Annotated in this window: 13 protein-coding genes, 1 tRNA gene and 4 pseudogenes; 5 read left to right on the top strand and 13 right to left on the bottom strand. The window is 72.3% G+C overall.

Translation table 11 applies throughout. The features are described 5' to 3' along the window. Nucleotides 1–271 precede the first annotated feature (271 nt). The 5 genes and pseudogenes from UG55_RS21140 to lon all read right to left on the bottom strand — a co-directional run bounded on the left by UG55_RS21140 (nt 272) and on the right by lon (nt 4,835). A tRNA-His gene (locus tag UG55_RS21140) sits at nt 272–347 on the bottom strand. A gap of 224 nt (nt 348–571) precedes the next feature. Continuing rightward, nucleotides 572–1,012, bottom strand: a pseudogene (gene orn / locus UG55_RS21135) (oligoribonuclease); the annotation flags it as partial. Nucleotide 1,013: 1 nt separating this feature from the next. Further along, nucleotides 1,014–1,189 (bottom strand): exonuclease domain-containing protein (locus tag UG55_RS40915; protein WP_255360514.1); only part of this gene is annotated, 176 nt, incomplete at its 3' end. Between the two features lie 116 nt (nt 1,190–1,305). Beyond that, a complete protein-coding gene (locus tag UG55_RS21130) occupies nt 1,306–1,827 on the bottom strand; it encodes a hypothetical protein (protein WP_128423111.1) in 522 nt (173 codons plus the stop codon). 461 nt (nt 1,828–2,288) lie between these two features. Further along, nucleotides 2,289–4,835 carry an endopeptidase La gene (gene lon, locus UG55_RS21125; protein WP_066072087.1) on the bottom strand — a complete coding sequence of 849 codons (2,547 nt, stop codon included), beginning with the start codon at nt 4,833–4,835 and terminating at the stop codon, nt 2,289–2,291. Between the two features lie 288 nt (nt 4,836–5,123). Between lon and UG55_RS21120 the strand changes: the two genes are divergently transcribed. The 5 genes from UG55_RS21120 to UG55_RS21100 all read left to right on the top strand — a co-directional run bounded on the left by UG55_RS21120 (nt 5,124) and on the right by UG55_RS21100 (nt 9,037). Further along, complete coding sequence (locus UG55_RS21120) at nt 5,124–6,092, top strand: pirin family protein (RefSeq protein WP_066072169.1); 969 nt, start codon at nt 5,124–5,126, stop codon at nt 6,090–6,092. Between the two features lie 157 nt (nt 6,093–6,249). Next, nucleotides 6,250–6,966 carry a Crp/Fnr family transcriptional regulator gene (locus UG55_RS21115; RefSeq protein ID WP_066072084.1) on the top strand — a complete coding sequence of 239 codons (717 nt, stop codon included), beginning with the start codon at nt 6,250–6,252 and terminating at the stop codon, nt 6,964–6,966. A 182-nt stretch (nt 6,967–7,148) separates the two neighbouring features. Then, nucleotides 7,149–7,796 carry a hypothetical protein gene (locus tag UG55_RS21110; protein WP_083987051.1) on the top strand — a complete coding sequence of 216 codons (648 nt, stop codon included), beginning with the start codon at nt 7,149–7,151 and terminating at the stop codon, nt 7,794–7,796. 4 nt (nt 7,797–7,800) lie between these two features. After that, nucleotides 7,801–8,646, top strand: a complete 846-nt coding sequence (locus tag UG55_RS21105) for a HipA family kinase (protein ID WP_066072082.1) — start codon at nt 7,801–7,803, stop codon at nt 8,644–8,646. Then, complete coding sequence (locus UG55_RS21100; protein WP_066072166.1) at nt 8,639–9,037, top strand: DUF3037 domain-containing protein; 399 nt, start codon at nt 8,639–8,641, stop codon at nt 9,035–9,037. The genes UG55_RS21105 and UG55_RS21100 overlap by 8 nt, the downstream gene beginning before the upstream one ends. 420 nt (nt 9,038–9,457) lie before the next feature. Here the strand turns inward: UG55_RS21100 and UG55_RS40910 are convergent. The 8 genes and pseudogenes from UG55_RS40910 to UG55_RS21075 form a co-directional block, all read right to left on the bottom strand. Next, a partial coding sequence (locus UG55_RS40910; RefSeq protein ID WP_255360513.1) for a glycosyl hydrolase occupies nt 9,458–9,986 on the bottom strand: 529 nt, incomplete at its 3' end. 2,724 nt (nt 9,987–12,710) lie between these two features. After that, nucleotides 12,711–13,656, bottom strand: a pseudogene (locus UG55_RS47760) (DUF3367 domain-containing protein); the annotation flags it as partial. Between the two features lies 1 nt (nt 13,657). Further along, nucleotides 13,658–15,960: alpha-(1->3)-arabinofuranosyltransferase family protein (locus UG55_RS40895; protein ID WP_242424888.1), on the bottom strand; the 2,303-nt coding region annotated here is incomplete at its 3' end. Continuing rightward, nucleotides 15,957–16,439: pseudogene (locus tag UG55_RS40890) on the bottom strand (glycosyltransferase); the annotation flags it as partial. The gene UG55_RS40895 and the pseudogene UG55_RS40890, both read right to left, overlap by 4 nt. A gap of 1 nt (nt 16,440) precedes the next feature. Beyond that, nucleotides 16,441–16,578, bottom strand: a pseudogene (locus UG55_RS40885) (glycosyltransferase family 1 protein); the annotation flags it as partial. A 1-nt stretch (nt 16,579) separates the two neighbouring features. Continuing rightward, on the bottom strand, nt 16,580–17,180 hold a 601-nt coding region (locus UG55_RS40880), incomplete at its 3' end, for a glycosyltransferase family 4 protein (RefSeq protein ID WP_242424895.1). 92 nt (nt 17,181–17,272) lie between these two features. Then, on the bottom strand, nt 17,273–18,661 hold the full coding sequence (locus tag UG55_RS21080; protein ID WP_242424894.1) for a hypothetical protein: 1,389 nt from the start codon (nt 18,659–18,661) through the stop codon (nt 17,273–17,275). A 553-nt stretch (nt 18,662–19,214) separates the two neighbouring features. Then, nucleotides 19,215–19,408 (bottom strand): GDP-mannose 4,6-dehydratase (locus UG55_RS21075; RefSeq protein ID WP_199865211.1); only part of this gene is annotated, 194 nt, incomplete at its 5' end.

The raw sequence follows: 19,408 nt of genomic DNA, 5'->3' as shown, positions 1-19,408 counted from the left end.
CCGAAACGGGTCTGCGACCTCATCGCCTTCGGCCGGAGGCAGGCGGGGCCTCGGCCCGGTACCCGGCGGGCCGGTCGGGGTCCTGCCGTTCGATGGCGGTGTTGGCCAGAGCCGGTAGGACAGGTGCCTACAGGCCATACCGAGGACGAACTTCCGCCGCGGATGCCTCGCCGGCAGCACTACCTCACAATGTGAAGCCGCTCCGGGCCTTTCTGCTGCCGCCCAGCCGGTGCTACCTGACCGAAAAGGCCCGGTAGCACGGCTGGAGCAATGGGGTGAGTGACGGGATTTGAACCCGCGACACCCGGGACCACAACCCGGTGCTCTGCCAACTGAGCTACACCCACCATGACCTGCAACCGCGATGACCTGCANCCACAACAACCTGCAACTGCGATGCCCGATATCAACCGGGCGCAGCCATCGTACCGGTAGAACGCGCCCGCGTGGCGACCGGGTACCGGTCGAGTGCGGAAAACATGTCGATCACGGGGACCGATCGGGCGGGCTGTGGCGAACACGGCCTCGCGCCGCCCGGGCTGGAGGGGGGAGACTTGAGGGGGGAGAGCGGTCAGGGGGCCGGAGCTGCCGGCGCGGCGGCCCGGACGGCGGCAGCCGCGGCCCGGGCGGTCTCGGTGGTCGGGCCGGGCTGCGGCACGAACAGGACCTCGCGGTAGTACCGCAGCTCCTCGATGCTCTCCCGGATGTCGGCCAGCGCGCGGTGGCCACCAGCCTTCGCCGGAGCCGCGTAGTAGGCGCGCGGGTACCAGCGCCGGGCCAGCTCCTTGATCGAGGAGACGTCGATCATCCGGTAGTGCAGGAACTCGTCCAGCTGTGGCAGGTAGCGCGCGATGAAGGTGCGGTCGGTCGCGATCGAGTTCCCGCACAGTGGCGCCTTGCGGGAGTCCGGCACGAAACGGCGGATGTAGGCGAGCAGCTGCTGCTCGGCCTCGTCGACCTTGAGCGCGGAGGCACGGACGGCGGTTGTGAGGCCCGAGGCCTCGTGCATCTCNCTGACGACGGGAACCATCTGGTCGAGCGCCGCGTCCGGAGCACCGAGGACGAGGTCGATCCCCTCGTCCAGGATGTTCAGCTCACTGTCCGTCACCAGGCAGGCAACTTCGAGCAGCAGGTCGGAACCGGCGTCGAGGCCGGTCATCTCGCAGTCGATCCAAACCAGACGATCCATCCCGTTCACATTAAGGATTTCCGTCGCTGTCGTCACCTACGCCCCTCCGCTTCCTTCTACGCCCCATCCATACTTGCCGTGACGGGGCGAGGTTGCCAGCGGGTGCGGAGGCGCGCTCAGCTCGGCTGGCCGCTGTTCGCCGAGGTGTTGTAGATCCAGAAGCTGATGGTGGCGGGGTTGATCCCCGGGTTCCCCGCGGTGGCCTTCAGGCTGTACGGGCCGTTGATCACCTCGGTCGTCTCCCAGCCGTTGGGATGCGGGGCGAACGTGTACGGAGGCTCCGGCGCGTTCACGATGTACTGCTTCCCCGTCGGCCCGGTCAGGGTGTACACGATCCCGTCGACATCCCCCATCGTCACGAGCGTGATCCGCTGGAAGTCATGCAGATACGCGCCCTCGACGATGCCGTCGAACCGCACGAGCACACCGGGAACAGCACTCGTCGGCGTGCCGGCCCCGGGGGCCGGCGTCTCCTGGCGGGCCGCCGCGGACTCGGCAGCGGTCAGCTCGGAGCCACCTGCCTCCGACCCCCGGAACTCGAGCACCAGGATGGGCATCAGGACAAGGGCTGAGAAGAACAGGGCCAGGCCAACCCAGCCCCGCCGGAAGGCGTCCACGTGGGGCACACCCTTCGTCACGGATGCGGGAATGCCCACACTTTAGCCCGGCCCGCCGCGGCCTGGGACGAGGCCGATCAGCGCGGGCTTGTCAGCGCGAACCTGTCAGCGCGGCCGCCTGCCCGGCGGCCTGGTAGGCCGCCGCCCAGGGCCCCGGTTGTCCCGCGGGCGCTGACGTCCCCGTAGTCGACTCACTGCCAGGATGCGCTCCTGTGCGACGCGCTCCTGCCGAAGGCACCGGCCACGATCCACACCCCGAAGGTAGCTCGCGGAAGCCTGTTTCGTGGGTGGCGTCACAAGGTGTTAACCGAACTCCCGGCGTGTCGTATGTGTCCGGCGTTGCGCGGGGGCCGTGGGTGCGGCGTGGCAATGTTGCTGGTGGACACCGGATCCCGGCGTGACAGCGGTGTCCACCAGCCGGCTGGGGCGGCCTGGGCCGACGGGTGGCGCGGCTTACGTCCTACCCGTCGGCGGGGGCCCGTTCAGGCCGCGACGGCCCTGGGTCGCCCGGCCTCGAACGCCGGCTCCAGGGCCAGCCGCAGCACCTCCCGGACGTCGGCGACGAGATGCACGGTGAGCGCCTCCCGCACCGGCGCCGGGACGTCGTCCAGGTCGGGCCCGTTACGGGCCGGCAACAGCACGGTGGTGATGCCGGCCCGGTGGGCGGCGAGCAGCTTCTGCTTGACCCCGCCGATGGGCAGCACCCGGCCGGTGAGTGAGACCTCCCCGGTCATGGCCACGTCGGCCCGCACGGGGCGTCCCGACAGCAGCGACGCGAGCGCGGTGGTCATGGTGACGCCGGCACTCGGGCCGTCCTTGGGCACCGCGCCCGCCGGGACGTGGATGTGGATCCCCCGGTCCCGCAGGTCCCCGACCGGCAGTTCCAGCTCCGCCCCGCGCGATCGCAGGTACGACAGCGCGATCTGCGCCGACTCCTTCATGACGTCGCCGAGCTGCCCGGTGAGCGTCAGGCCGCTTGCGCCGGTCTCCGGGTCGGCCAGCGACGCCTCGACGAACAGGACGTCCCCGCCGGCGCCGGTGACGGCCAGCCCGGTCGCGACCCCGGGCAGGGCGGTGCGCTCGGCCGACTCCGGGGTGTGCCGCGGCCGGCCCAGGTAGCCGGGCAGCTCGCCGGGCCCGATGGTGACCGGCAGCGTGGCCTCGCCCAGCGCGGCTCCGGTGACCACCTTGCGCAGCACCCGGGCGGTCGCCCGGTCGAGGTCGCGGACGCCGGCCTCACGGGTGTACTCGCCGGCCATCAGCCGCAGGGCCTCGTCGTCGACGGTGACGTCCGCGGGGGTGAGACCGGCCCGCTCGATCTGCCGGGGGAGCAGGTGCTCGCGGGCGATGACGACCTTCTCGGCCTCGGTGTAGCCGTCGAGGCGGATCAGCTCCATGCGGTCCAGCAGGGGTGCCGGGATCGCTTCCAGCGTGTTCGCGGTCGCCAGGAACAACACGTCCGACAGGTCGAGCTCGACTTCCAGGTAGTGATCCCGGAAGGTGTGGTTCTGGGCCGGGTCGAGCACCTCCAGCAGCGCCGCCGTCGGGTCGCCGCGGTAGTCCGAGCCGATCTTGTCGACCTCGTCCAGCAGGATCACCGGGTTCATCGAACCGGCCTCGCGGATCGCGCGCACGATCCGCCCGGGCTGCGCGCCGACGTAGGTGCGCCGGTGGCCGCGGATCTCCGCCTCGTCCCGTACGCCGCCGAGCGCCACCCGGGCGAACCCGCGGCCCATGGCCCGGGCCACCGACTCGCCCAGCGACGTCTTGCCCACGCCGGGTGGGCCGGCGAGCGCGAGCACCGCCCCGCTGCGCCGCCCGCCGACGACGCCGAGCCCCGCGTCGGCGCGGCGCCGGCGGACCGCCAGGTACTCCACGATCCGGTCCTTGACGTCCGCCAGCCCGGCATGGTCCGCGTCGAGCACGGCGCGGGCGGCAGCGATGTCGTAGGTGTCCGTCGCGTGGTCGTTCCAGGGCAGTTCCAGAACGGTGTCCAGCCAGGTGTGGGTCCAGCCGACCTCGGGGGACGACTCCGGCATCCGCTCCAGCCTGTCGACCTCCTTCAGCGCCGCGGCCCGGACCTTCGCCGGCAGCTCGGCGGCCTCCACCCGGGCCCGGTAGTCCGCCTTCTCGGTGGACTCGGGTGAGCCGTCCAGCTCGGCCAGCTCCTTGCGGACGGCATCGAGCTGACGCCGCAGCAGGAACTCGCGCTGCTGGCGGTCAACCCCCTCCTGGACGTCGCGCCGGATTCCCTCCGCGACCGCGACCTCGGCGGCGTGCTCCTTCGTCCACGCGACGAGTTTCTCCAGCCGGCTGGTCACGTCCAGGGTGCGCAGCAGCTCCAGCTTGCGCTCGGTGGACAGGTAGGAGGAGTAGCCCGCGGTGTCGGCGAGCGTGCTCGGGTTCTCCAGCGCGGCGACGGTGTCGGCGACCTGATCGGCCCCCCTGGCCCGCAGCAGGCCGGTGACCAGCACGCGGTACTCGGACGCGAGCGAGGCCAGGTGCGCGGCCGCGCTGTCGCTGTCGTCGAGCGGGGTGGTGCCGGGGGTGCCGGTGGCGCCGGGGAACCCCGTGGGCAGGACCGGCTCGATCAGAGTCGCCTCGACCCAGACAACCGCGGCGTCGGCCGGTTCGGTGGCGCTGGCAGGCTCGTCGAGGATGGCGGAGGTGTCCGGGGTACCTGAGGCGCCCGGAGTGGCGGAACCCAGCCTGGCCCGGGACACCGCCCGCACGATCGCCGCCGACTCGCCGTTCGGGAGCCGTCCGACCTGTTCGACCACCGCCGTGACACCGAGCTCGACCAGCTCACCGGCCACGCGCGGAACCAGCAGGATCTCGGCGCGGTGCTGGGCGGAGCGGCTGGAGATGCCGGGCGCGCGGGCCTCGCGCGCGTGATCGGGTCGCACGCCGCGGGCCGCCTCCACGGCGGCGCGGGTTGCGCTGTCCGACAGGCCGAGCGGGACCACCATGCCTGGCAGGAGAACCGTCTCGTCCAGTGGCAGCAGGGGCAGGAACCTGGTCTGTGACATGCGACCTTCATCCCTCGCATCGAGTGGCTCGGGCCCAGTCATCTTGAGCCTGATCTGCTCAAGCTCTCGGAGTCGGTCGTTGTTCCCGAACCCGCGATCGCTGTGGGTGAACTTCTTCGGCGCCCGCGGGCGGCCGGGCCCGGCGCCGGGAAGTCATGAGGCGGGCGGCGGGTTGGGCCAGATGTGGTTGCGTCGGCAACTGTCAGCGCCCGGCCGGTTCACCGGTCGGCGCGGGCTGGCCCGGGCGGAGCCCGACCACAACGGAGCAGCACTACCTTGGAGGCCACCATGCCAGCCGTCACCGCCGACACCGTCACCCTGCCGAGGCTCGCCGAGCCGGGGCTCGGCGACGTCGAGCGCCCGGTGAAGAAGGTGGTGACCGCCCCCACGGGGTTCGAGGGCGAGGGATTCCCGGTCCGCCGGATGTTCGCCGGGATCAGCATGGCCGACCGGGACCCGTTCGTCCACGGTGACCAGATGGGTGAGGTGGACTACGCCGCCGGCGAGCCCAAGGGCACGCCCTGGCATCCGCACCGCGGCTTCGAAACCGTCACCTACATGATCGACGGAACGTTCCAGCACCAGGACTCGCATGGCGGCGGCGGTCTGATCGCCGACGGCGCCACCCAGTGGATGACGGCCGGTGCCGGCATCCTGCACATCGAGACCCCGCCCGAGGCGCTGGTCATCAGTGGTGGTCTCTTCCACGGGGTGCAGCTGTGGGTGAACCTGCCGGCCAAGGACAAGTTCAGCGCGCCGCGGTACCAGAGCATCGAGGGCGAGCAGGTCTCGCTGGTCGCGTCGCCGGACGGCGGGAGCCTGGTCAGGATCATCGCCGGTGACGTGGGTGGCTTCCGCGGCCCCGGCGCGACCCACACGCCGATCGCCGTCGTGCACACCACTGTCAGCCCGGGGGCGCGGGTCAGCCTGCCCTGGACCCCCGGATACAACGCGCTGGCCTACGTGCTCGCCGGGGCGGGAACGGTCGGCGCGCAGCGCACCGCCGTGCACCTCGGCCAGACGGCGGTGATGGGCGCGGGGGACCGGATCACCCTGGAGGCGAGCCCGCGGCAGGATGCCGACACCCCGAACCTGGAGGTGCTGCTGCTCGGTGGCCAGCCGATTCGGGAGCACGTGGAGGTGTACGGGCCGTTCGTCATGAACACCCGGGCCGAGCTGCAGCAGGCGATCGAGGACTACCAGGCGGGCCGGCTGGGCGTCATCCCCGAGAACGCACTGATGCCGCACCGGTCCTGACCTCCGGCGTGGATCGTCCCCGGGTTCGGCCGAGTGCCGCGCGCACCCGGTCCTGCACACACGGGTGCCGACATGGTGGTATCAACCGGTACGCCAGGTGACTACCTGGATCGCTGGTCACGTCCTGCCGGCGGTACCTGGTGCAAAGGAGCGGGTGATGGCTCGGGGGGTGGCTCCGCGTCGCATGGACTGGCCGCCGTCGACTCTCCTCGGCAGACTGCCTGAGCCGACTCGTGCGGAGTTCGTGGCGCTGGGAACGTATCGGGAGTACGCCAGCGACGAGGTTCTGCTGCGGGAGGGCGAGTCCACCAACTTCGTCGTGCTCCTGCTCAGCGGGTGGGTCAAGGTGACCGCGTCGACGGAGAACGGCGGTTTCGCGCTGCTGGCGATCCGGCACGGCGGTGACCTTGTCGGCGAGCAGGCAGGGCTCGACAGTGAGCCACGCTCGGCGACGGTGACCGCCGCCGGAGCCGTCCTGGCGAAGGTCATCTCCCAGGAGAGTTTTCTGGCCTTCCTGCGGACGAATCCGGAGGCGAACCAGCCTGTGCTGCAGGCGGTGAGCGCGAAGCTGCGCAACTCGACCCGGCGCCGGGTCGAGTTCAGCGGCTGCTCGGTCGCGGTGCGGTTGGCCCGCGTGGTCTGCGAGCTGGAACGCTCCTACGGTGCGGACGCGGCCGACGGGGCGGGCCGGCGCGTGCGGATCGCGCTCACCCAACCGGAACTCGCCGCGCTGGTCGGCGCCGCCGAGCCGACGGTGCACAAGGTGCTGCGTGAGTTGCGCCAGGCGGGCATCGTGGACACCCGCTACCGGGCGATCGTGATCCGTGACGTCGACGCCCTGTACCGGGCCGCCGGGATGCAGCGCAACGTCTGATCTCGCCAGACCACCAGACCACCAGACCACCAGACCGCTCGGCAGCCGGCTTCCCGGCCGTTCAGTGGTCCGGTGGCCCGGGCGGGGGACTGCGCATGGTGAAACCCATCGCAGGAGGATGTGTCCGCCACTCCACTGGGGAACAGTTGGCTTCCACGAAACGTCACCTTTGGAGGCGCAGCGTGAACGAAGCGGTTCCCGGGATCCGGCGCCTGTGCATCGCGGTAGCCGCGGATGGCGGCGCCCCGGATGGAGGAGATGCGGCCCCGGTCTCCGCGTCGAGCCCACCGACCACCGCCACGCCTTCGCTCGGGTCGCTCCTGGACGAGGCGTGCGTCGCCGCCGATGCCGGGCGCGTGCACTGGCTGGCCGGGCCCGGGGGTGACGAGCTCGCGGTCTTCCCGCCGGGAATCGACGAGGGACGGGTGGTCGGCGACTTCGTCCGCGCGCTGCGCCTGAGCGTCTCGCGGATGAACGACGGCGCCGGGCGGCGGACGCGCCTGCGGGTCGCGCTGCACCAGGGCATCACCCGGTGCGACGAACAGGGCTATGGCGGGCGGGCCGTGTTGAAGGCTCTCCACCTGTGCGAGGCGGAGGTGCTCGGCCAGGAGTTGGCGACCCATCCCGACTCCGACCTGGCGTTCATCGTGTCCGCGGAGCTCTTCGACGACGTGGCCGGGGATGACCGGCCTCAGCTGCGCCGCGGCGAGTTCCGGCAGGTGATCGTACCGGCACCGGTGCCGGGTCCGGGATTCCCCGCCTGGGTGTCGGCGGCGGCCCCGGCCGCGCTGCCCCACTCGGCCGGCCCCTCCGGCCGGCGGGCATGCTGAACGTGTGCTTCGTCGTGTCCGCGCGATTCGTTACGCCACACCGCTGAGGGAAGGCGGCAGCCTCCCCGGCCTGATGGAGGGCGACGACCTCGGCACCTGGGTGGTCAAGTTCACCGGTGCGGGTCAGGGGCCCAAGTCGCTTGTCGCCGAGGTGGTCGTCGGCGAGCTGGCACGGGGCCTCGGGCTGGCCGTGCCCGAGCTCGTCGTGATCGACGTCGACCCGGATCTCGGCCGCACCGAGCCGGACCAGGAAGTCCAGGAGCTGCTCAGGTCGAGCGCCGGCAGCAACCTCGGCATGGACTATCTGCCAGGCTCGATCACCTACGACCCGCTCGCCTTCGAGGTCGAGCCGGGGCTCGCGGCCAGGGTCGTGTGGCTGGACGCGTTCACTCTGAACGTGGATCGCAGCTGGCGGAATCCCAACCTGCTGGTCTGGGGCGGCCGTCTGTGGCTGATCGACCACGGTGCGGCGTTGTACCCGCATCACGACTGGGCGGGGATCGACGCCGCGGTGGAGCGCTCCGTGCCCGGGATCAGCGACCATGTTCTGCTGCCGGTTCTCGGCGCGCGCGCACCGGAGCTGCTGGCGGCGGCCGATGCGGAGCTGGCACCCGCGGTGACGGCGGCGCTGCTCGGCGGCGTCGTCGATCTGGTGCCGGGGGAGTGGACCGACGCGCCGGGCACGGCGTACGTCGAATGGCTGCTCGCCCGGGTGTCGGGCCGCCGGCCCTGGCTGGAGGAGCTGCTCGTCCCGGCCGCTGCCCTTGGGTCCGAGCGGGCGGGCGGCGGCGCCCGCGGGGCCCGGCGGTCCGAGCGCCCCGACTGGCTGCGGGGTGGGCGCGGTGCCTGATCTGTTCGAGTACGCGCTGGTCCGCGTGGTGCCCCGGGTCGAGCGCGGCGAGTGCGTCAACGTCGGGGTGCTGCTGTGGTGCCAGCGGGCGGACTTCCTCGGCTCACGGTGTCTCCTCGACCGTGAGCGCCTGGTCGGCCTCGACCCTTATCTCGATCTGGACGTGGTGGCCGCGCATCTGTCCGCGCTGCGCAGGGTCTGTGCCGGCGGCCCGGACGCCGGCCCCGCCGCCCGGATGTCCGGCGGGGAGCGCTTTCGCTGGCTGACCGCCCCGCGCAGCACGGTGGTACAGACCTCGCCCGTGCACACCGGGCTCACCGACGACCCCGCGGCCGAACTGGAGCGGCTGGTCGAGCTGCTGGTGGCCCGGCCCGGGCCGATCGTCCACTGACGGCCTTATGGCGGCACGGCCGCACGGCCGGAACTGGCCGCCGCCGGCCTTGGGTGCCGACCAGGTGGTCGGCGGTGGTCGGCGGATGCCGCCGCGGTGGCCTCGGGTACTGGCTGCGGCGGGCAGCGCCGCTCGCGGGTCCCCCACGTTCCCGCGAGCGGCGTGCCGGTCAGGGTGCTCCGCTGGTGCTCCACAGGTTGGCGTAGAGCTGGGCGGCGGCATTGTTGATGAACAGGCAGTGTTCGCCCGTGGGGCGGAACAGGTTGGAACCCACGTTGGGTGGCTCGCAGGTGCTGTAGTAGTTCTCGTAGTACATGCCGTGACCGGCGCGGGCATCCATCCAGTCGCGCATGAACCGGACGAAGTTCGGATTGTCGCCGGCGCCGTTCTCGTCGCGCCCGCTCACGACCCCCCACTCCNCGATGCCGAACAACTTGTTGTGGGCGCGGGCGAAGTTGTACAGCCAGGTGATTCCGCCGATGTCGTTCGCCTGCCTGTTGAACTCGGCCAGAGTGCGTGACGGCGGGTAGTGGTCGTAGGCGTCGATGCCGATGATGTCCACCCAGTTGTCACCCGGATAGAGGTCGAGCGGGTTGTGGCTCGCCGGGTTCTGTGAGTAGTGCGCGTTGATGGTCCAGTCGAGCATCGGGTCGGGATCAGCCGTCGCGTTGATGGCGTCGGCGATGTGCCGCCAGCAGCCCACGTACGCGCTCGGGTTACTGCCCGACCACTGGTACCAGTTGCCGTTCGCCTCCCAGGCGATCCGGATGATCGAGTTCTGCCTTCCCGTGGTGTTGAGCGTCTGCCCGAAGGTGCGCCAGTACGAGTCGTAGGCACCCGCGGCACAGGCGGTGAGTGTGTGACCCGAGTTCTCGGGGAAGGGGGGAACGGAGATGACGAGGCGCCCCGGCCAGCCCGCGAAGTTGGCCTGGGTCCACGACGGTTGCACGATGTTCTGCCAGTTGTTGCGGCTCACGAAGACATGCGCCAGGTCGCAGGGACTGCCACGGCGCGAGCAGAACGCGTCGACGTTCGCCGGGTTCTGGATCGGGTCTCCGTTCGCACCCGAGAACCAGGGCTGGCCGGACCGGTTCCCCGGGTTGCCGCCGCTCTGGTCGACGTATACCTGGGCCTGGTCGAAGGTGACCCGGATGCCGCTCGATGCCGGGTCCCGCCATCCGAGGTTCACCAGCACCGCGGTGTGAATCCCGGGGTTGAGCAGCCCGGACCGGTAGATGCGCGCTAGTGAGGTGGTGCCGGCAAAGGTGTTGATCGCGGTTGGTGTCCCGCCGTCGACACTGATCGTCGCGATCCCGCCGGAGGGCCCGAGAACGCCGTAGATGTCGACCTGGATGCCGGAGAAACGCAGCACCGCTCCGGCGTTGGCGTCGTCCGTCTGCCGGTATGTCCCGTTGGCCGTGGACGGCGAACAGCCCACACAGGCCGCCCAGTCTCCGAAGTAGCTGACCTGGGAAAGTCCGGAACCGATGGCGTCGTCCTCGATGACGACGCTGGGTACGGCCGCGGCCTCGGCGCTGATGCCGGCGACTGTCGTGCCGGCCGCCAGGAGTGGTCCGAGGACGGCGAGGCGGAGAAGCGCCACTCGCCGGGCGGACCGCCGTCGGCGACCGGAGGTCGTGCGCCCGATGCGTCTTCCGGTGCTGCTTTCTCCGTCTGTGCTGGTTTCTCGGTCTGTGCTGCGTTCTCCGCGCTCGAAATAGTCGTTCCCCCCGTTCTGCGGCACTGCGTGGTGCCGCCGGCTGTGGCGGCCCAGCCAACTGGTGGACCGCCGGTGCCGGCCGTGTCGTGCACGCTTCGAGTTGCTTTCGCCGGAGTCGGTTGCCTCCTCCGGCGATGCCCCCCGATCCGAAGTGGTTTTGTGTGGCACCCCCGCGCCTCATCCCTTCGTCAGGACTCCTGGTCGGGTTACTCGTCGACCAGGCGCCGCTCGTAGCAGATGACGCCGCGATGCTATACGGAGGGTAAGCGGAAACTACCCTCCGTAACTTTTCGGTCGGAGATTCGGCCTACCGTGCCGGACTTGGGGCCGGGGTATCGGGGGCGGGCTCCCGCCGGCGGCGGGCCGCGAGAGTGATGACCGTCTCGGCTGCCAGCAGCAGGACGGTCAGCCACGACAGCGTGGCCACCCGATCGAACGCCGCCACCCAGGAGCCGTTGGTCGGCAGGTCGTGGCGCCCCTGGGCCTGGAGGACGTAGGCCGCGCTGACCGCCAGGCACACGGCGGGCGCCAGGCGCAGCACCAGCCGAGCCTGGGGCAGCCGGGTGGCCGCAGCCGCCAGGACGGCGACGACGAGCCCGGCGAACGGGCTGACCAGCACCACGCTCGCCGCTCCCAGCGCAACCGCCAGCAGCACGGTGGACCGGGCCGACAACGCCGGCAGGCGGCCCCGCCAAGGCTCGGCCACCGGCAGTTCGGCCTTACCGGCCGGGCCCGGGTTCGCCCCGGCCGCCCCGGTGGCGGCCGCTCCGGGTGCCGCGGGGAGTGCCAGGTCACGCCAGCTCCGGCCGCTTCGCCGCCGGTACGTCCCGGCGATCAGCACCGCCAGGCTCACCAGGCCCGTGACGACAGAGAGCTTCAGCGCGAGGCCGACAACATGCTGCGGAGCCCAGTCGATGACGATGCTGAAGCTGTCACTGGTCGGGGTGATGCGCCACCCGTTGGCGTAGGCGTCCACCAGCTGTGACTCGCCCAGGTCCCGGCCGTTGACGCTGGCGGTCCAGCCGGGCGAGCGGCTCTCACCCAGCACGAGCCAGAACGGCGTGCCCGGCTTGGCTCCGGTGACCTCCACCTTGAACGCGGTGTCGCTGGTCGCGTTGACCCGGAGGGTGGGCAGCGTCCCGCCGGTCTCGCCGGCGGCCGCGCCCGTGCCGGTACCGGTCGCCGCGGTGCCCGCGCCGGTGGCGTCGAGCCACGCGTCGCCGCCTGCCTCGGATGCCAGCAGCAGCCGGTCGATGTCGATGCCGGTCACGGCCCCGTTCGCGGAGCGCACCACATGGTCGCCCGCGCCGAGGGTCACCGGTGTGCCACAGAGGCGCAGCGAGAGCCCGTCGCGGCCGACGGCGTTGTTGATGGTCCCGGTGACCTGGACCCCGACGGGCGCCCCGTCGATGGTCAGCAGGTCGGTGCGGCACGGCGCCGGGATGTCCTGCGGGCTGGTCGCGGCGGTTCCGAGCCCCCCGGCCCGCGGGGCGAGCACGGCGCCTTCGGCCGCGGCGGTCACCGCCGGGGAGCCGGCGGCCCCCGGTGCGGTGGTGGCCGCCTCGCGCCGCCCCGTCCCGCCGGCCGTGCCGTCGAGCCCGGGAAGGGCGATCTCCGCGATGCCGACGGGCAGGTTGGTGATCGCGCCGCTGATCGTGTCCTTGCTGGTGACGGTGCGGACGTCGTCGATCACGAAGCGGAACGTGCTCCCGGTTACCGCCGGGAAGCTCAGGCTGACCGTCCGGGTGGCGTCACGGGTCTGCGAGCTCACCGCGGTGTCCTCGACCGGTGGGACGGCGACGGCGCCGACCCGGCGGCCGTCGACCACGATGCCGAGCTTCGTCGGCACCGAGTGCCGTCCGTCGGCGACGACCGTCAGCTCCGCCGAGGAGACGGTGACTGATGTCGGTGCGGCGATCTGTACCCAGGTCCCGATCTGGTCGCCGAGCCCCNGGCTCCACGCCGTGCCGGGGTCGCCGTCGAAGGCGCTCGACCCGCGGGCCTGCAGGTCACCGGGTAGCCGGCCGGACGAGGAGACCACCGGCGCCGCTCCGGCGCGGCCGAGGGTCGCGTCGATGAGCAGGTCGGAGGCATAGGCGGAGATCCGCGCCGTTCCGGTGAGCGCGAACGTGCGGGCGGTCGGCAGGTTGAAGGTACGCCTGATCGCCGATTCGGGGTCGCTGCGGAACGGCTCCCCGGGGTTCGCCCGGTCGCGCGACATCTGCAGGCTCAGCCGGTGGTCCAGGGAGTCGGCGCCGGCGGTGTCGAGGGTGTCGGTCGGCATCCGCAGCACCTCCTCCGCCGTCAGCGGCTGGCCGTCCGGACCGGGGATCTCCACCTCGGCCAGGCCGACTCCGGAGAGGCCGTCGTAGGTGCGCTGCTCGCCGTAGTTCGTGGCGTCGACATGAACCCGCAGCGTGGTGAACGTCCGCGCGGGGAAGTCGATGGTCTGCCCCAGCTCGGTACGGGACGACTCGCGCATGTCGACGGTGACGGGGGAGCCGCCGTCGAAGGTCAGCGTGAGCCGGGTGATCCACCGGTTGCGCGGTCCGTTGATCGGTTGGACGACGCGCACGTGGTCGGCGGTCGTCGGCTTCGCGAGCTGGACCTGCCAGGCGGCGCCGGTCGGATCGGTGAACGCCCCGACCCGCCAGGCGGACTGGATGTCGCCGTCGATCGCCTGCACCGGGCGGTCCGCGACGCCGTAGGAGAAGGTGTTGCCGTAGTCGGTGGCGCGCACGTTCTCGACCTGGGCCTCGGAACCGGGCGCGTGCGTCTGCATGATCGTCTCGGAGGCGTGGCTCGCGGCGGGGAAGAGCACCAGCCGGTTGTCGTTCGCATCCCGCGCCAGCGGGGTCACGCCAGGCTGCTCGACGTAGCCGAAGTTCTCCCGGATGCCNGTCCAGCGCTCGGCACGCAGCCGGTTCGTGTCGCTGACGAGCAGTTCGGCGCCGTCGTCGAGCGCCTGCCGCAGCCGGCCCGGGTCACTGGCGAGGTCGCCCGCGTAGAGGATGGTCCGCCCGCTGTCGAGGATGGCGTCGAGCTGGCCGGTGGCCGCCGCGTCGACCAGCGCCTCGCCGTTGCCGCTGACGAGCAGCGGAGCCCGGGTGCTCTCGGCGCGCACGATCGAATGCGGGTCGTCCACGGCGAAGGCGGCGAGGGCCGGCGGGTCGATGACCTCCGCGTCGGTGCCCAGGGTGATCTCGTCGGTGTAGGGGATGCCGGGGTCCTCAAGGACCGGCGGCCCGAAGGTCTCCGGTTCGCCCAGCCCGTCCGGCCGCTGGTTGGCCAGCAGGTCCCAGGTCGCGCGGGGGCGCGGGGTCCGGAACCGCTCGTAGGCGAGGTTGCTGCGCAGCACCACGTCGCCGGCGCTCATCAGCCGGGCGATGCCCGGGACCGACTCCGGGTCGAGCACCCCCTCCTGCAGCCGCCGGTCCAGCGAGCGCACCAGGTCCACCGAGCCGGCGTCCCCGTAGGGGATGAGCTCGCGGACCACCGAGGGCCGGTCCATCAAGCCGTAGGTGACCGGATCGAGGGTCGTGCCCCACCGGTAGTGGGCGAAGTCGGCGCCGGGCAGCTCCAGCACCCGGGTCTGTTCCCCGGTCGCGTCGGGTGGAGCGGCGTCCAGGGCGCTGGCGAGCTCCTGCTCGTAGGCCGGGATGTCCTCCGGGCGGTCCAGCAGCGGCTCGATGAACTCCCCGCGGAACATCGGGGACATGTTCAGGACCAGCAGCAGGGCGGTGCCGCCGAAGGCGAGCGTCGAGGCCGGCGCCGGCAGGCGGCGCGGCGTGCCCGCGCCGGTACCGGCGCCGGTGGCACCCGCACCCGCGCCCGCACCCTCGGCCCGCCGCGCGCGGCGGTCGGCGAGGCGCTGGTCGAGAACGGCCAGACCGCCCGCCAACAGCACCGACAGGCCGAGGATGACCATCGGCACGGCCCGGGGCAGCGACCGCAGGGCCAGGCCGGCCGTGGACTCCTCGGCGAAGTCACGGAACAGCCGTCCGAGCGGTGACGGGTTGTCGTACGGGTAGACGCCGACCGAGATCGTCGTGCCGAGCGTGATCAGCGCGACGAAATAGGCGCGGTGGCCCCAGCGCACGCAGGACGCGGCGGCCAGCGCCAGGATCGGTACCGCGAAGCTGATCGCGATGACGACGAGGTTGCCGGTGTACTCGGTCGCCGGACCGATCCAGGGACCGAGCGCGTCCTCACCGTAGAAGAACCAGTTGCCCAGGCCGCGCAGCACCTCGGAGGCCTGGGAGCTGCTCGCGACGGTCTTCACCGTCTCGGTGAACGCGAGCACGTTCAGCCCGTAGCCGGCCTGCGTGTAGAGACCGGCCATCCACCAGGCGGACGTCACGACGATCAGCGCCACCGCCCGCGCGCACAGCGCCACGGCGGTGCCGAGGCGCACCTCGCGGGTGCCCCACACCGCGAACGGCACCCACAGCAGCGGCGCGAACATGATGAAGATCAGGCTGGACGCGTTGATGCTGCCGATCAGTGTCACCATCAGCGCGAACGCCGCCGGCCACCGCCAGCCCGACCGCAGCCGCGCCCAGCGGGAGGTGCCGGTCGCGCGGGCCAGCTCGTCCACGCCGGCCTCACGCAGGCCGCGGACGGTGATGCCGATCAGCCAGCCCAGGCCGGCGTACGGCAGCAGGATCGCCGAGATCCGGGCCTCGTACTCCAGCGTGTAGGGCGTGAGCATGTAGCCCAGGGCGGCGATGAACGCGTAGCGGTCAGGCCAGCGGAACGTGCGCAGCAGGAACAGCACGCCGGCGCCGGCGCCGAACAGGATCGATCCGGTCCACAGCCGCTGGGCCACCCAGTCGGGCAGCCCGACGAACTGGGCGAGCAGGTAGAACAGGCCCTGCGGGAACAGGTAGCCGATGTTCTGGTGGGTGACGGTGCCCATCCCGACATCGGGATCCCACATCGACACGGCCCGGGCGAGCATCCGGCCCGGGTCGAGGTAGAGGTAGGCCTTGGTGTCCGCGCCGATCCGCCCGGGCGCCGTCGCCAGCAGCGGTATGTAGGCCAGCGCCGCCAACACGAGAACGGGCCAGGACGGCAGCAGGCGCCGGAGGCGGTGCGGGGCGCCGGTACGACCGGGTGCTGCCGGACTCGCGGCGTCTGTTGCGGTCTGTGGCCCTTGCCCGTCGTGATGGCCGGAACCGGAGGGCGGCGCGGTCAAGGTCACCGGGGCGTGTCCGGCTGTGCGCTCGGGGCGGGGCGGCGGAGCAGGCGGCGGCGGGCGGCCTCGTTGACCAGCGCGAGATAGGTCGAGCGCGCGGTCTGCTCCCAGGTGAACGTGGCCGCGTGTGCCAGGGCGCCGGCGGTGAGCCGGCTGCGCAGCTCGGTGTCGGACAGCACGCTGGCGAGGATCTTGCCGAGGTCGTGCGGGTCCTCGACCAGCAGGCCGGAGGCACCGTCCACGACCGCGTCGGTGTGACCCGCGATTCTGGTCGCGACGGCCGGCGTCCCGCAGGCGGCGGCCTCGGTGATCGTCATGCCCCAACCCTCTCGGGCGGAGGCCGAGGTGAGTACCCAGGCGCGCCGGTAGAGGTCGAGAAGGGCGTCGTCGTCGACCCGGCCGATCAGCCGAAGCCAGCGGCCCGCCCCGGCGGCGGCGATGCGCGCCTCCAGCGCGGGGCGCTCGTAGCCCTCACCGACGATCACNGCCTCCATCGAGGGGTGCTCGTCGTGCGCGCGGATCAGCGCGTCGATGAGCAGGTCGAACCGCTTCACCGGGACCAGTCGGCCCACGGCGAGCACCAGCGGATGCGGCGACCGCTCACCGGCGGGCCGGAAGGACGGGNCGATGCCCGGTGGGATCACCGAGATGTTGCCCGCGGGCAGGCCCAGCAGCTCGATGATCTCGTCGCGGGACGACTGGGAGAGCGTGAGGATGCGGGTGCGCCGGTACAGCGGCGGTGCCATCTTGAACTCGATGGTCTCGCCGATCTGGGCCAGCCGGCGGGAGAGCACCATCCGCCACATTTCGCCATGCACGTGGTGCAGGAAGACCACCCGCGGGCAACGGGCCCACACCGGGGAGAAGAACGGCATGCCGTTCCAGATCTCCACCAGGCCGTCCCACGGGCCACTGCGCCCGAGCGCGCCGGACATCGCCGTCCGCGGGAACACCGAGTACCGGCCGGCCTTGCGGACGACCTGGTAGCCGTGCCGCCGCGCCGTCTCAGGGTGGCCGGGAGCCAGTGCGGTGCGCATGCTGACGTCCACACCGGCCGCTGCCCACCGCTCGGCGACCTTGTCGGCGTGCAGCTCGGATCCGCCGGACTCGGGGTCGTCGAGATCGCGCCAGGCAAGCATGTGGATGCGGCGCAGCCCCGAGAGCTCGACCAGTTCGGCGAGGGAGGGCACCGGGCCCGCCGGGTCCGGGAGGCCCAGCCTGCTCAGTGCCGAGGCCGAGAGGGCCGCGCCGGCGGAACCAGCCGGGAACGAGCGCGACGATCCGCCCCTGGGGCGCGGTGAGTCCTCCGGGTACGTGCTCACGCGTGGGCCGTCCGGCGGCGCGCGGCGGCGAGGACCATCAGCCCGGTCACGACCGCGAGTGCGGCCTGGCAGGCCAGATTCGCCCGCGCGGTGGACACCGGCGAGCCCTGCGCCCAGGCCATCAGGGACACGGCGGCACCGGTCGCGACGGCGAGGACCGCGAGCACGGCCCGTTCACCGAGGGCGAGCAGATAGTGGGAGAACAACACGGTCGCTCCGAGACAGGTCATCGCTCCGGCCAGCGGGAGCAGGGCACCGGAGGCATTGGTGAAACGCGGCCCGAAAGCCAGGGACAGCAGTGTGTCGGGTGCGATCGCGGCCACCGAGAGCAGCCCCACCGCGGGTACCGCGAGTATCGCCAGGGTCGCACCGAGCTGATGCAGCGCATGCTGCCCGAGGTGGTTGCGGTCGGCCGCCTCGGGCAGGAGGAAGCCGGCGAGGACGACCGCGGCCAGCACGATCACCTTCGCCGCGACCGACACCGCCGCGTAGGCACCCGACTCGTCCGGAGCGAGCCGGCCCTGCAACAGGACGTCGATGTTCTGCAGAACGCCCAGGAACGCCAGCGTCACCAGGGCGGCCCCGACCTCCACCGCGAGGCGCCGGGGCTCCGCGGTGGCCGCGGGGCCGGCGACCGGCAACGGAAGCGTCGTCGCGGCCGTGTCGGCGTCGGCGGGCGCCCGGCGCCGAGCCAGGGCCACGGCCAGCGCCTTCCGCTGGTCGGCCGCCCCCACCGGGGGGGCGCCCACCGAAGCGGAGGACGGGTGGGAGCCTACCGGCTCGGTCTGGCGCAGCGCGGCCGGATGCCGCCGCAGGCACCATCGGGTGTGCGCCAGCGCGGCGAGCACCCCGAACAGGACGGCGATGGCCGCCCCCGCCTCGTCCAGGCCCGCGAGCACGAGCGCGATGGTCGAGCCGCTCTTGACCGCCGCGTCCACCAGCAGGTTCGCCGACAGCGCGGGGTACAGCCGGCCGCACTGCATCAGCCCGCGGTCCACACACAGCAGGCACCACGCAGCCCCGGCGATGATGATCTCCGCGACGCCACCGGCACCCGGCAGGGACAGCTCGTCGGCGATGAATCCACGAGTGATGATCGCGAGGGTCGCGACGGCCAGGACGAGCACGACGCCCGCCCGCCGGACTCGGCTGATCCACGCGTCGATCAGGTCCGCCTGGCCGGTGTGCTGCCAGGCGGTGATCCGCCGGACGACGCCGACCAGCAGGGCGCTGCCGGGCATCGACACCACGAAGAAGATCGCGAACAGCTGCGCGACCGCGCCGTAGGAGCGGGTGCTCATCGCCCGCGCGATGATCAGGGTGACGCCGAGGTTCGCGGCGTTGGCCACCAGCCCGGCGAGCGCGAGCGGGATCGCGCCCCGCATCGCGGCGCGGATGCGGTCGCTCTGGCCCCGCAGCCGCCGCGGGGCGAGGCCGGCGAGCCCCGGGAAAGCCGCGAGGCTCGGATGCACCCGGCGTTCGTCGCCCGCCGGGCGGGCGGGCGCCGCCAGCGCCGGCCCGCCCCGGGCACCCGGCCGGCCGGTACTCCCGGATGTGCTGGTGCTGCCGGATGTGCTGGTGCTGCCGGATGTGCTGGTGCTGCCGGGCTGGCCGACATCCGTCGCCTGGCCCGGTCCGGTCACGCCCCCGGGGACCTTCCCACCCGGCACCGGTCCCGTCACGTCCTGCCGATCCGTATCCTGCCGGGCCGCCGGGTTCCGGGTCGAACGGTGCCGCCCGCGGGACTGCGGGGGGAGGGACCCGGTGGCTCGACCAGTGTTCATCGGCTGTCCCCCGGAGTCACGCACGCGCGTACCCTCCCCATCACAGGACGTGACATGCGCTCGGCCGCGAACTCACCCGCGTCGAGTCGCGGCGCAGGACGCGGGGGCCACGCCTGTCGCGCGCTTCCCGCGGTGAGGGCCAGGGGAGCGTCGGTCACCGGTTGGTCTGAGTCTGTCCCGCCGCTGCAGCCTCGGTGGCGAGGTCGGCGTCCACCATCATCTCAATCAGCTCGCGGAAGCCGACCCGGGGCTTCCAGCCCAGCACCTCACGCGCCTTCGACGCGTCCCCGACCAGCACATCCACCTCGGCCGGCCGGAAGAACCGCGGGTCAACCCGCACATACCCCG

It is taken from the genome of Frankia sp. EI5c (assembly GCF_001636565.1).
Taxonomy (GTDB): Bacteria; Actinomycetota; Actinomycetes; order Frankiales; family Frankiaceae; genus Parafrankia.
Note: the sequence above shows the minus strand (reverse complement) of the source record. Positions and strands in the feature narration are given on the sequence as shown.